We start from the raw sequence: 12641 nt of genomic DNA, 5'->3' as shown, positions 1-12641 counted from the left end.
AAAGGAATCGCTATGAACGCACTGTTATCTAACCCCTTCAAACGGGGATTATTACGCGGTGAGACGCAAATCGGCCTGTGGCTGAGCTCCACCTCCTCCTACATGGCCGAGATCGCCGCGACCTCGGGATACGACTGGCTGCTGATCGACGGCGAGCATGCGCCGAACACCATTCAGGACCTTTATCATCAGCTTCAGGCGATTGCCCCCTACGCCAGCCAGCCGGTCATTCGTCCGGTCGAGGGCAACCGCAGCCTGATAAAACAGGTGCTGGATATTGGCGCCAGAACGTTGCTGGTGCCGATGGTCGATACCGCCGAGCAGGCGCGGGAGGTGGTCTCAGCGACCCGTTATCCGCCCATCGGTAGCCGCGGTGTTGGCGCTGGCGTGGCGAGAGCGGCGCGCTGGGGAAGGATAGAGAATTATATGGCGGAGGCGAATGACGAACTCTGTCTGCTGATACAGGTCGAGAGCCGAACCGCGCTGGAGAATCTGGACGCGATTCTTGAGGTGGACGGCATTGACGGGGTGTTTATCGGTCCGGCGGATCTTTCCGCCTCACTGGGTCACCCGGACGATGCCGGCCATCCTGACGTGCAGCGGGTGATCGAGCAGAGCATCCGGCGCATTCGCGCGGCGGGGAAAGCGGCCGGATTTCTGGCGGTCGACCCGGCGATGGCAGAAAAATGTCTTGCCTGGGGGGCCAACTTCGTCGCCGTCGGGGTGGACACCATGCTGTATACCCAGGCGCTGGACCGCCGGCTGGCGATGTTCAAACCCACCTGCGCCCAGCCGCAGGAGAAAGCGAGCTATTAACTATTGATGGCGGAGGCTGGCGCTGGGCTCAGGCGAGCGCTTGCGCCAGTACCGTCAGCGGATGCTCGCAGCGTTTGCGGGTGGACATCTCAATCTGCCACTTGCAGGTCTCGCAGTCGGTCACGACGATGTCGGCGCCGCTCTCCTCAATCTGGCGGAACAGCGGGGCGCCGATAGCCTGGGATACCGCATAATTCTCACTTTTAAACCCGTAGGTGCCCGCGATGCCGCAGCACTGTGAATCCAGCACCTCCATCTGCAGGCCGGGGATCAGCCGCAGCAGCTCAAGGGTATACAGCGACCAGCCCATTTTCTCCATATGACACGGGGTGTGATAGACCACCTTCAGTGGCAGCCGGCGCAGCGGTAGCGTCTTGCCGGCATCCAGCTGTTTCCAGATCCAGCGAGTGGCCAGCTCCACCCGATCGCGGAGATCGCTGTTGTCGACATCGAGGAGATGGGGGTATTCATCACGTAGCGTAAAGGTGCAGGTCGAGGAGGTGGCGATGATCGGCAGCGTGTTTTCCCGCATCGCGGCGACGTTGCTCTGCGCCTGTTTACGCGCCTTGTCAAAAAAGCCGTTGGCGATCAGCGGCACGCCGCAGCATTTTTCCTTCGATAACAACTGCACGCCGGTACCCAGCGCGTTGACGACGCGGATCAGATCCTTACCCAGCTGCGGGTGGTTATAGTTGACGTAGCAGCCATGAAAGAAGGCCACCTGCTCGCGGTACTGCGCCTGTCTGGCCGCGAGCTGGCGGTAAGCGCGGCGGAAGGTGCCGAAGCCATATTTCGGCAGCGTACGCCGGTGATCGATTTTAAGCGCCGCGTCGAGCAGGCGGCGCACCGGTTTTAAACCGGTCGTGGCGTTGACCAGGGGGGCAAAGGGAGTGGAAAGGGTGCCCATCAGGTCGGTATGGCTGAGGATGGCGTCGCGCAGGGTCGGCTTTTGCTGGCCGTACTGTACCCGGGCGCGCTGAATGATATCGCCAATTTTCACATCCGACGGGCAGGCAACCTCGCAGCGCTTGCAGTTAATGCAGTACTTCAGCGCCTCGTCGTACAGCGCGCCATCCTTCAGACGCAGACGTTCGCCGTCCGGCCCCGCCTGTTTCGGGCCGGGATAGCGTGGATTGACCCGACTTACCGGGCAGGTGGTGGTACAGACCGTGCACTTAATGCAGCTTTCAAAACGGGTATCGTTCATGGCCGACCTCCGGCAAGGGCGTGGATCTGTCTGGCGGCGTGCAGCGCGGTGACGGCGCAGACGCCGCCGCCACAGCCGAGCTGAATGGCATCGAACCCGCCGAGCAATGAGCCGATGGCAAACAGATTATGGAACGGCTGCCCGCCCAGCACGGGGCGCAGCAGGGCATCGGTTTTCACGCCGAACCGCTGCCACGGTTGTGAGGCGAAGAAATCGCGCTGGTACCAGCTTTCCCGTGGCAGGGTCTGCTGCAGATCGAGGCCGAGGATCGGCTCGCGCACGCTATCGCGAGTGGCGACAAGACCGTTGCTGAAAAAGCTGCCGCTGGCCAGCACGGTGAAACGCGGACGCAGCGCGACATCGCCGTGATTTCGCGTCCAGACGGCCTCGACGGCGCCCTGCTGATGGCTGATTTTCACCACTTCATCGCCAGCAAGCCAGGTGCCGCCCTCACGAATGAACTGGCGTTGCAGCTGAGAATGTAAACGCATCCCCGGCACCGAAGGCGGCAGCGTCGGCAGCAGACGCAGCGGGCAGGGCAGACGCGTCTGCAGCCAGCGGTACAGGCGATCGTCGGCGAGGCCAAAACAGGCGGGCATGATCAGCAGGTCATGCTGCTGTGCCAGCGGCAGCAGCGCTGCATGCAGGGCCGGCCATAGATTCTCATCATCCAGCACGCGGGCGATGTTAGCGGCGCGAAACTCGGTGGGGTTGTCACGCAGCACATCCAGCACCGGTAACTCGATTTCCACCGCCGCGGCGGTAACTCCGTGTTGACCGAGTGCAGCGGCGGCGAGATGCGGCTGAAAATCAGCAAAACCGCTAATCCCTACCAGGCATACGTGTTGCTGCGCGAAGGGTGCCAGCGGAACCTCTTCCGGCGACAGCCACGCCGGTCGCAACGTCCCCAGCGGGGTCACCCGCAGATGAGGTTGGCGCGCTTCGCCTTGCATGTTCGCGCCGCAGGCGGCCAGCAGGGCTTCGGTCTGTGTCGCGTATTCGAGTACCGCCCCGGCGCCGAGCCGGGAATAAGGGTGTTCAGGAAGCTGTTCAGCGAGTTGCTGCAGACCTTGTGCGACGTCAGTAACGTTATCGCCGTTGGGCAGCGCCGAGAGCAGGTCTAACGACGCGGAGGAAAAATGCAGCGCGCTCTGCCCGCGGCTGATAATGACGCTGCGCAGGCCGTACTGATTCAGCGCCAGCCCGCACAACAGGCCGGCGAGCCCGCCGCCGACAATTGCGCAATCAAACTTCATCCTGGTGCTCCTGTGGCAGTCCGCACAGGCCGAGGTAGACCCAGCGGGTGAATTCGCTTTCGCGCAGTGCGTCGCCCCAGGCGATGGGCTGCACGCCCTTCCAGCGTTCATTGAGAAACGCCGAGAGCTGGGTTAATGACTGCGCGGGGGTGGTGACGTTAAAGCGCTGCAACAGTCCGGCAGCGCGGCAGGCGCAGAGTTCCCCCTGGCAGGTGCCCATGCCAATCCGGGTGCGGCGGCGCAGGTCGAGCAGGGTGTTGACCGCCAGATTTTCCACCGCGTATTTCACTTCGCCAGCGGTAACGGCTTCGCATTCGCAGACCAGGCTACGGTGCTGGCGGCTGTCGCCAAGCCAGGCCGGAGTGCGATCGCCGTGACGGTAGACGGCCGAGCCGCGCAGCGGGGTGGGGAGGGAGATAATTTTTTGCAGGGTACTTTCCGTTGGCTCCTGTGAACCGGGCAGCGGGGTCTCGGCCGTGCTACAGGGGGTGGTGTTTCCCAGCTTACGACAGACGGCGTCGGTGGCCCACTCGGCCATCAGGCGATAGGTCATCAGCTTGCCGCCGGTGATAGTAATGAAGCCTTCCATACCGTCACGCTGGGCATGGTCGAGCAGGACGATGCCGCGGCTGACGCTGCGCCCGCTGGGATCGTTATCGCTGGCCACCAGCGGGCGGACGCCGGAGTAGGCGCGGAGGATCCGGGTGCGGCCCATGATCGGCGCCAGCTTTTCGCCTTCGCGCAGCAGGGTATCGACTTCCGCCGTCGTTACCCGGTTGTCGTCAATGTCGTCATAAGGAATATGCATTGAGGTGGTGCCGATCAGCGAGATGGTATCCCCGGGCACCAGAATATCGGCGTCGGCCGGCTTACGGCAGCGGTTGATCACCAGGTTGTTAATCCGGTGGTCGAGGATCAACAGCGATCCCTTCGCCGGGAACATGGTGATGCGCAGGTCGGCATATTCCGCAATGCGCTGCCCCCAGATCCCGGCGGCGTTAACCACCACCCCGGCGTACAGCGTACGGGCCTGGTGAAGTTGGCGGTCGTATACCTGGACGCCGCAGACGCGATCGCCCTGGCGCAGCAGGCCTGTTACTTCGCAGCCGGTAAGGATCTGCGCGCCGTGTTCGCGGGCGTCGAGCATATTGGCTGCGGTGAGGCGAAACGGGTCGATGGTGCCGTCCGGGACCTGCACTGCGCCCAGCAGCGTCGGGTTGACGGCGGGCTCCTGGCGCAGCGCGTCCTGCGGCGAGAGCGGCGTGGCCTCTATGCCAGCCTGCTGACAGGCGGTGATAAAAGTCTGCTGATACGCCAGGTCATCTTCAGGCAGGGTGATAAACAGCCCATTGGTCGGTTCAATGCAGTGGCGGGCGATGCGGCGCAGGATGCGGTTCTCACTGATGCATTCGCGGGCGGATTCGTTGTCGGTCACCGCATAGCGGGCGCCGCTGTGCAGCAGTCCATGATTACGGCCGGTGGCCCCGGTGGCGATATCATGGCGCTCAATGAGCAGCGTTCGTAATCCGCGCCGGGCGCAGTCGCGGGCGATACCGGCGCCGGTTGCTCCGCCGCCGATGATAATGACCTCGCTATCAAGACGTCCCGTCATCTTCAGCTCCTCTGCTTTCGTTTAACGCCATTTAGCCACAATTCATAAGGTTATTGTTTGATTTCGAGCATATTCGCGCGTTATTTGAGCGTGTTATGTGATTTCGTGCTCACATTAGAACGTTTTGTCATATTTCTGTAACAAATTGTGCGATGTTTCACAGTATCAACTCTACGTATTGCCTACCATCGCGACCATATTTGAAGTTGGTGATTAATCTGGGATTTTGTCGTGACGTCAGTAGAAAACAGCAAGGGCCACGGAGGCTGATATGTTAAGTATTTTTAAACCCGCCGCGCATAAAGCGCGTTTGCCAGCAGCGGAGATCGACCCGCTGTATCGTCGATTACGCTGGCAGATTTTCATTGGCATCTTTTTTGGTTATGCCGCTTACTATCTGGTTCGTAAGAACTTTGCCCTGGCGATGCCTTATCTGATTGAGCAGGGCTTCTCCCGTGGCGACCTCGGTTTCGCCCTTTCCGGCATCTCCATCGCCTACGGATTTTCGAAATTCATCATGGGCTCGGTCTCTGACCGCTCGAATCCGCGCATTTTCCTGCCGGCCGGCTTGATCCTCGCCGCGCTGGTGATGCTGGTGATGGGCTTTGTACCGTGGGCGACTTCCAGCATCATGATCATGTTCGTATTGCTGTTTCTTTGCGGATGGTTCCAGGGGATGGGCTGGCCGCCGTGCGGCCGGACCATGGTGCACTGGTGGTCGCAGAAAGAGCGCGGTGGGATTGTCTCGGTGTGGAACTGCGCGCATAACGTCGGCGGCGGTATTCCGCCGCTGCTGTTCCTGCTGGGGATGGCGTGGTTTAACGACTGGCACGCGGCGCTGTATATGCCGGCTTTCGGCGCGATCCTGCTGGCGATTTTTGCCTTCGCGATGATGCGCGATACCCCGCAGTCCTGCGGTCTGCCGCCGATCGAAGAGTATAAAAACGACTATCCGGATGACTATAGTGAAAAGCACGAAGAAGAGCTGACGGCGAAGCAGATCTTTATGCAGTACATCCTGCCGAACAAGCTGCTGTGGTACATCGCTATCGCTAACGTCTTCGTTTATCTGCTGCGCTACGGCATTCTGGACTGGTCGCCGACCTACCTGAAAGAGGTCAAACACTTCGCGCTGGATAAATCCTCCTGGGCCTACTTCCTGTACGAGTACGCGGGGATCCCTGGCACGCTGCTGTGCGGCTGGATGTCGGACAAAGTGTTTAAAGGCAACCGCGGCGCGACCGGCGTGTTCTTTATGACCCTGGTGACCATCGCCACTGTCGTTTACTGGCTGAACCCGCCGGGTAATCCGGGCGTGGATATGGCCTGTATGATCATCATTGGCTTCCTGATTTACGGCCCGGTGATGCTGATCGGTCTGCATGCGCTGGAACTGGCGCCGAAAAAAGCCGCCGGTACCGCTGCGGGCTTCACCGGTCTGTTTGGCTATCTCGGCGGTTCCGTAGCCGCGAGCGCCATCGTCGGCTACACCGTCGATTTCTTCGGCTGGGACGGCGGCTTCATGGTGATGATCGGCGGCAGCGTGCTGGCGGTTATCCTGCTGGTTATCGTGATGCTTGGCGAGCGTCGTCATCATCAACAACTGAAACAAGCCTAAGGAGCGACGATGAACATGAAACTCACCGCGCTAATGAGCGGCATGATTTTGGCCAGTTCGGCACTGTGCTTCAGCGCTGTCGCAGCGGAGAAAATGGTCATCGCCCACCGCGGCGCCAGCGGGTATCTGCCGGAACATACCCTGCCGGCGAAAGCGATGGCTTACGCTCAGGGGGCGGATTACCTTGAGCAAGATCTGGTGATGACCAAAGACGACCGGCTGGTGGTGTTGCACGACCATTATCTCGATCGGGTGACTGACGTTGCGCAGCGTTTCCCGCAGCGGGCGCGTCAAGACGGTCGTTTTTACGCTATTGACTTTACCCTGGCCGAGATTAAGTCGTTGAAGTTTACCGAAGGTTTTGAGCCGAAAAATGGTAAGAACGTCCAAACCTATCCTGGGCGTTTCCCGATGGGCAAATCCGATTTTCGCATTCATACCTTTGAAGAAGAGATTGAGTTTGTCCAGGGGCTGAACCATTCGACGGGTAAAAATATCGGTATCTACCCGGAAATCAAAGCGCCGTGGTTCCACCATCAGGAAGGCAAAGATATTGCTGCCAGTACCCTGAAAGTGCTGAAGGAATATGGCTACACCAGCAAGCAGGATAAGGTTTATCTGCAGTGCTTTGACGCCAACGAGCTCAAACGTATCAAAAATGAGCTGGAACCGAAGATGGGCATGGATCTCAATCTGGTGCAGCTCATCGCCTATACCGACTGGAATGAAACCCAGCAGAAACAGGCAGATGGCAAATGGGTGAACTACAGCTACGACTGGATGTTCCAGCCGGGTGCGATGGCGCAGATTGCGCAGTACGCCGACGGTATTGGCCCGGATTACCATATGCTGGTGGCGGAAGGCTCGAAGCCGGGCGCGGTGAAGCTGACGGCGATGATGAAAGAGGCGCATGCCAGCCATCTGCAGGTGCATCCGTACACCGTGCGTGCGGATCAGCTGCCGGAGTACGCGACTAACGTTAATCAGCTCTATGACCTGCTGTATCACCAGGCGGATGTCGACGGCTTGTTTACCGATTTCCCGGATAAAGCGGTGCAGTTTCTGAACGCGAAATAAAACAAAAGGGCCGTAAGGCCCTTTTATGTTTTCCCGCTCTCCCTATGGGAGAGGGCCGGGGTGAGGGCATCAGGCCGCACACATCGACAACACTTACATCTCGATCTCAATATCGCCTTTCGCCCGGCAGCAGCAGGGCAAAATTTCCCCCGGCTGGATAAAGGCCAGCGGCTCGGTCAGCCAGTCAACCTGGCCGGAAACCAGACGCGTGCGGCAGGAACCGCAATAGCCTTCGCGGCACTGATACTCGACGTCGATATTATGCGACTCCAGCGCCGCCAGCAGGGAAGGATGTTCATCCTGACACTCAAGGCGAGTGTCAGAGATTTTCAGGAAAATCCGCTTCATTACAGCTGGAAGTTGCTCAGGTCGTCGGCATCGACTTCAGAATCGATCTGGCCGACGAGATACGAGCTGACCTCTACTTCCTGCGGCGCCACCTGGACGTTATCGGAGACCAGCCAGGTGTTGATCCATGGGATTGGGTTGGAGCGGGTCTGGAATGGCAGATCGAGGCCCACTGCCTGCATGCGGATATTGGTGATGTACTCGACGTACTGGCAGAGAATATCTTTGTTCAGGCCGATCATCGAGCCGTCGCGGAACAGATAGTCCGCCCACTCTTTCTCCTGCTGCGCCGCCAGCACGAACAGGTCATAGCACTCCTGCTTGCACTCTTCGGCGATTTCCGCCATCTCCGGATCGTCGCTGCCGGAGCGCAGCAGGTTCAACATATGCTGGGTGCCGGTCAGGTGCAGCGCTTCATCGCGAGCGATCAGGCGGATAATTTTGGCGTTGCCTTCCATCAGCTTGCGCTCGGCGAAAGCGAAGGAGCAGGCGAAGCTAACGTAGAAGCGGATCGCTTCCAGCGCGTTGACGCTCATCAGGCACAGATAGAGTTTCTTTTTCAGCTCGCGCAGATTCACGGTCACGGTTTTGCCGTTGACGGTGTGGGTGCCTTCGCCCAGCAGGTGCCAGTAGCTGGTCATTTCGATCAGCGAATCGTAATAGTGAGAGATGCCTTCCGCACGTTTCTGGATCTGCTCGTTGGTCACGATATCGTCGAACACGGTCGCCGGATCGTTGACGATGTTGCGGATGATATGGGTGTAGGAGCGTGAGTGGATGGTCTCGGAGAAGGCCCAGGTTTCCACCCAGGTTTCCAGCTCCGGGATGGAGATCAGCGGCAGCAGCGCGACGTTCGGGCTGCGGCCCTGGATGGAGTCGAGCAGCGTCTGGTACTTCAGGTTGCTGATGAAAATATGTTTTTCATGTTCCGGCAGCGCCTGGTAGTCGATGCGATCGCGCGAAACGTCAACCTCTTCCGGACGCCAGAAGAAGGAGAGCTGCTTTTCAATCAGCTTTTCAAAGATGTCATATTTTTGCTGATCGTAGCGGGCCACGTTAACCGGCTGGCCAAAAAACATCGGTTCCAGCAGCTGATCGTTTTTCGTCTGTGAAAAAGTGGTGTATGCCATTGAAGTGAGTCCTGTTGAAATGTATTGCCCGGCGGTACTACGTTGGCCGGGCCTACACAATCGTAGGCCGGGTAAGCATCGCGCCACCCGGCAAAAATAACTTAGATCTTACAAGCGCCGCTTTCGCAGCCGTCGTCCTGGATGGACGGGGCCAGGTCATCCTGAGCGTCTTCTGCGCCATCACGGGTGTTGTGATAGTACAGCGTTTTGACACCGAATTTATAGGCGTTGAGCAGGTCTTTGAGCAACTGCTGCATCGGCACTTTTCCGGACGGGAAGCGCGTCGGATCGTAGTTGGTGTTGGCAGAGATCGACTGGTCGATAAACTTCTGCATGATACCCACCAGCTGCAGATAACCGTCGTTGTTCGGCATTTCCCACAGCAGCTCATAGGCGTTCTGCAGATTTTCGTAATCCGGCACCACCTGGCGCAGGATACCGTCCTTGGACGCTTTGATACTGACGTGGCCGCGCGGCGGCTCAATGCCGTTGGTGGCGTTGGAGATCTGCGACGAGGTCTCGGACGGCATCAGTGCGGAGAGCGTGGAGTTACGCAGACCGTGGGTTTTAATGGATTCGCGCAATGCTTCCCAGTCGAAGTGCAGAGATTCGCTGACGATGCCGTCCAGGTCTTTCTTATAGGTATCGATCGGCAGGATACCCTGCGCATAGGTGGTTTCATTGAACCACGGGCAGGCGCCCTGCTCGATAGCCAGCTCGTTGGAGGCCTTCAGCAGGTAGTACTGAATCGCTTCGAAGGTTTTGTGCGTCAGGTTGTTGGCGCTGCCGTCGGAGTAGCGTTTGCCATGCTTCGCCAGATAGTAAGCGAAGTTGATCACGCCGATGCCCAGCGTACGACGCCCCATCGCGCCGCGTTTGGCGGCCGGGATCGGGTAATCCTGATAGTCCAGCAGCGCATCCAGGGCACGCACCGCCAGCACCGCCAGCTCTTCCAGCTCGTCGAGGCTGTCAATCGCGCCGAGGTTGAAGGCCGACAGGGTGCACAGCGCGATTTCGCCGTTTTCGTCGTTGACGTCTTCCAGCGGTTTGGTCGGCAGGGCAATCTCCAGGCACAGGTTAGACTGACGCACCGGGGCGACCACCGGATCGAACGGGCTGTGGGTGTTGCAGTGGTCGACGTTCTGGATATAGATGCGGCCGGTAGAGGCGCGCTCCTGCATCATCAGCGAGAACAGCTCAACGGCTTTAATACGCTGTTTGCGAATGCTGTCGTCCTGCTCGTACTGGGTGTACAGGCGCTCGAACTCGTCCTGATCGGCAAAGAAAGCGTCATACAGGCCCGGGACATCGGAAGGGCTGAACAGGGTAATGTCGCCGCCCTTCAGCAGACGGGTGTACATCAGTTTGTTGATCTGCACCCCGTAGTCCATGTGACGAACGCGGTTGGCGTCGGTACCGCGGTTGTTTTTCAGCACCAGCAGGCTTTCCACTTCCAGATGCCACATTGGGTAGAAGAGGGTCGCCGCGCCGCCGCGAACGCCGCCCTGTGAGCAGGATTTCACCGCGGTCTGGAAATGTTTGTAGAACGGAATGCAGCCGGTGTGGAAGGCTTCGCCGCCACGGATCGGGCTGCCCAGCGCGCGAATGCGCCCGGCGTTGATGCCGATACCGGCGCGCTGGGAAACGTATTTCACAATCGCGCTGGAGGTGGCGTTGATGGAATCCAGGCTGTCGCCGCACTCGATCAGCACGCAGGAGCTGAACTGACGGGTTGGGGTGCGCACGCCGGACATGATTGGCGTCGGCAGCGAGATTTTAAAGGTCGATACCGCGTCGTAGAAACGCTTAATGTAGTCCAGACGGGTTTCGCGCGGGTAGTTCGAGAACAGGCAGGCAGCCACCAGAATATAGAGGAACTGCGCGCTCTCATAAATTTCGCCGGTAACGCGGTTTTGTACCAGATACTTGCCTTCCAGCTGCTTAACGGCTGCGTAGGAGAAGTTCATGTCGCGCCAGTGGTCGAGGAAACCGTCCATCTGCTGGAACTCTTCTTCCGTGTAGTCTTCCAGCAGATGATGATCGTATTTACCCTTCTCGACCATCTTCACCACGTGATCGTAGAGCGCCGGCGGCTCAAACTGGCCGAAGGCTTTTTTACGCAAATGGAAAATCGCCAGACGCGCGGCGAGGTACTGGTAATCCGGCGCGTCGCGGGAGATCAAATCCGCGGCGGCTTTAATAATGGTTTCGTGGATGTCCGCGGTTTTGATGCCGTCATAGAACTGGATATGAGAGCGCAGCTCTACCTGGGAAATCGAAACGTTATTCAGTCCTTCTGCCGCCCAATCCAGTACGCGATGGATTTTGTCGAGATTGATGCGCTCGGTGGTCCCGTCGCGCTTTGTCACCAGCAGACTCTGATTCATGTGGATTTTACCTGTCCGTGAAAGAAAATATCCCCCGTTTATCCACAGAAGGCCGTTGTGACTAACTCTGTGGATAAATACTATATGTAGGGGGTTGTCGATAAAAGAAACGCTATATGGTGAGTATTTTAGTAAGGAATCTTTTGAGTACAAGGGTTGATTTTGACGTTAAATTGAGGTTGCGGAAGGGTAATAATCCGCAAGTCCACGTCGCATAAGGCCTGGAGAAGAAGTCAATAAAACAGAAAAAAAAATGAAAATTTGATCGAGTGCTGATTTCTTCATCGGAAGAAATAATCACGCGGCTTGATGCCGCGCAATCATCATAAGCGCAGGTGCTGACCTCAGTCCTGTTTGGCGGTGGTATGCAACATATAGTTAACATCAACCCCCGGCGCTAACTTGAAGGTGTTGGTCAGCGGATTGTAATGCAGACCGATGATATGCTGCTCTTTCAGAGTTGTCTGATCTACCCAGCTCAGCAGCTCGGCCGGTTTGATAAACTTCTTCACATCATGAGTGCCCTTAGGCACCATCTTCATGACATATTCCGCACCAACCACCGCCATCAGCCAGGCCTTGCCGTTGCGGTTGATGGTGGAGAAGAAGACCTGTCCGCCGGGCTTCACCAGCCGCGCGCAGGCATGCACCACCGACTGCGGGTCGGGCACGTGCTCCAGCATCTCCATACAGGTCACGACGTCATACTGCTGCGGATGCTTCGCGGCATGTTCCTCAACCGTTTCCTGAACATAGTCCACCTGAATACCGCTCTCCAGGGCGTGCAGCTTCGCGACCTGCAGCGGTTCGGCACCCATGTCCAGTCCGGTGACCGTCGCACCTTCGCGCGCCATGCTCTCGGCGAGAATGCCGCCGCCGCAGCCGACATCGAGGACTTTTTTACCGAACAGGCCGCCGGAGCGTTCGGCGATATAGCCCAGCCGCAGCGGGTTGATGCGGTGGAGCGGTTTGAACTCGCCCTCCAGATCCCACCAGCGCGAGGCGACGGCTTCGAATTTGGCGATTTCAGCATGATCGACGTTAGGGGCTACCGACGTTTTTTCGGCATTCATGGGCGCTTTTACTCCTTTTCTGTTCAGACCTGCGAGTATATCAGCAGCGCGCCATGAATAAACCGTATTGCTTTACCTCTATTAGCGCGGCTGTGTTATAATTTGCGACCTTTGAAT

At 58.3% G+C, this 12641-nt stretch carries 10 protein-coding genes; 3 read left to right on the top strand and 7 right to left on the bottom strand.

Annotated features, from left to right (window positions below; translation table 11 throughout):
• Positions 1 to 12 precede the first annotated feature (12 nt).
• A complete protein-coding gene (yfaU, locus tag A1WC_RS07800) occupies positions 13 to 816 on the top strand; it encodes a 2-keto-3-deoxy-L-rhamnonate aldolase (protein WP_012540990.1) in 804 nt (267 codons plus the stop codon).
• Between the two features lie 28 nt (positions 817 to 844).
• Here yfaU and glpC read toward each other — a convergent pair whose 3' ends face one another.
• Genes glpC through glpA form a run of 3 tightly spaced genes read right to left on the bottom strand, consistent with a single transcriptional unit; the run spans position 845 to position 4891 of the window.
• Positions 845 to 2023: an anaerobic glycerol-3-phosphate dehydrogenase subunit GlpC gene (gene glpC, locus A1WC_RS07805; RefSeq protein ID WP_016161579.1), complete on the bottom strand. Its 1179-nt coding sequence runs from the start codon at positions 2021 to 2023 to the stop codon at positions 845 to 847.
• The gene (gene glpB, locus A1WC_RS07810; protein ID WP_016161578.1) at positions 2020 to 3279 is read right to left on the bottom strand and encodes a glycerol-3-phosphate dehydrogenase subunit GlpB; all 1260 of its coding nucleotides are present in this window, start codon (positions 3277 to 3279) and stop codon (positions 2020 to 2022) included. Before glpB ends, glpC begins: the two co-directional genes overlap by 4 nt.
• A complete protein-coding gene (gene glpA / locus A1WC_RS07815) occupies positions 3269 to 4891 on the bottom strand; it encodes an anaerobic glycerol-3-phosphate dehydrogenase subunit A (RefSeq protein ID WP_016161577.1) in 1623 nt (540 codons plus the stop codon). Before glpA ends, glpB begins: the two co-directional genes overlap by 11 nt.
• 271 nt (positions 4892 to 5162) lie before the next feature.
• On the opposite strand from glpA, the gene glpT reads away from it, so the two are divergent.
• Positions 5163 to 6509 carry a glycerol-3-phosphate transporter gene (gene glpT / locus A1WC_RS07820; RefSeq protein ID WP_002913019.1) on the top strand — a complete coding sequence of 449 codons (1347 nt, stop codon included), beginning with the start codon at positions 5163 to 5165 and terminating at the stop codon, positions 6507 to 6509.
• Between the two features lie 9 nt (positions 6510 to 6518).
• Complete coding sequence (gene glpQ, locus A1WC_RS07825) at positions 6519 to 7586, top strand: glycerophosphodiester phosphodiesterase (protein ID WP_016161576.1); 1068 nt, start codon at positions 6519 to 6521, stop codon at positions 7584 to 7586.
• 93 nt (positions 7587 to 7679) lie between these two features.
• Here the strand turns inward: glpQ and yfaE are convergent, their stop codons facing one another.
• The 4 genes from yfaE to ubiG form a co-directional block, all read right to left on the bottom strand.
• Positions 7680 to 7934 carry a class I ribonucleotide reductase maintenance protein YfaE gene (gene yfaE / locus A1WC_RS07830; protein ID WP_002913017.1) on the bottom strand — a complete coding sequence of 85 codons (255 nt, stop codon included), beginning with the start codon at positions 7932 to 7934 and terminating at the stop codon, positions 7680 to 7682.
• On the bottom strand, positions 7934 to 9064 hold the full coding sequence (nrdB, locus tag A1WC_RS07835) for a class Ia ribonucleoside-diphosphate reductase subunit beta (protein WP_004140835.1): 1131 nt from the start codon (positions 9062 to 9064) through the stop codon (positions 7934 to 7936). The genes yfaE and nrdB overlap by 1 nt, the downstream gene beginning before the upstream one ends.
• Positions 9065 to 9165: 101 nt before the next feature.
• Positions 9166 to 11451, bottom strand: coding sequence for a class 1a ribonucleoside-diphosphate reductase subunit alpha (gene nrdA, locus A1WC_RS07840; protein ID WP_008803972.1), 2286 nt, complete (start codon positions 11449 to 11451; stop codon positions 9166 to 9168).
• Positions 11452 to 11795: 344 nt separating this feature from the next.
• The gene (gene ubiG / locus A1WC_RS07845; protein ID WP_008803973.1) at positions 11796 to 12524 is read right to left on the bottom strand and encodes a bifunctional 2-polyprenyl-6-hydroxyphenol methylase/3-demethylubiquinol 3-O-methyltransferase UbiG; all 729 of its coding nucleotides are present in this window, start codon (positions 12522 to 12524) and stop codon (positions 11796 to 11798) included.
• Between the last annotated feature and the right edge of the window lie 117 nt (positions 12525 to 12641).

It is taken from the genome of Klebsiella sp. KTE92 (genome assembly GCF_000398905.1).
Classification (GTDB): domain Bacteria; phylum Pseudomonadota; class Gammaproteobacteria; order Enterobacterales; family Enterobacteriaceae; genus Klebsiella; species Klebsiella variicola.
The sequence above is the reverse complement of the archived record's forward strand: the minus strand, read 5'-3'. Positions and strand labels throughout refer to the sequence as shown.

Bases quoted from the DNA above. Each gene is read 5' to 3' on its own strand.
- glpT (WP_002913019.1), top strand. From the start codon at position 5,163: ATGTTAAGTATTTTTAAACCCGCCGCGCATAAAGCGCGTTTGCCAGCA.
- glpB (WP_016161578.1), bottom strand. From the start codon at position 3,279: ATGAAGTTTGATTGCGCAATTGTCGGCGGCGGGCTCGCCGGCCTGTTG.
- glpA (WP_016161577.1), bottom strand. From the start codon at position 4,891: ATGACGGGACGTCTTGATAGCGAGGTCATTATCATCGGCGGCGGAGCA.
- glpC (WP_016161579.1), bottom strand. From the start codon at position 2,023: ATGAACGATACCCGTTTTGAAAGCTGCATTAAGTGCACGGTCTGTACC.
- nrdA (WP_008803972.1), bottom strand. From the start codon at position 11,451: ATGAATCAGAGTCTGCTGGTGACAAAGCGCGACGGGACCACCGAGCGC.
- yfaU (WP_012540990.1), top strand. From the start codon at position 13: ATGAACGCACTGTTATCTAACCCCTTCAAACGGGGATTATTACGCGGT.
- ubiG (WP_008803973.1), bottom strand. From the start codon at position 12,524: ATGAATGCCGAAAAAACGTCGGTAGCCCCTAACGTCGATCATGCTGAA.
- yfaE (WP_002913017.1), bottom strand. From the start codon at position 7,934: ATGAAGCGGATTTTCCTGAAAATCTCTGACACTCGCCTTGAGTGTCAG.
- glpQ (WP_016161576.1), top strand. From the start codon at position 6,519: ATGAACATGAAACTCACCGCGCTAATGAGCGGCATGATTTTGGCCAGT.
- nrdB (WP_004140835.1), bottom strand. From the start codon at position 9,064: ATGGCATACACCACTTTTTCACAGACGAAAAACGATCAGCTGCTGGAA.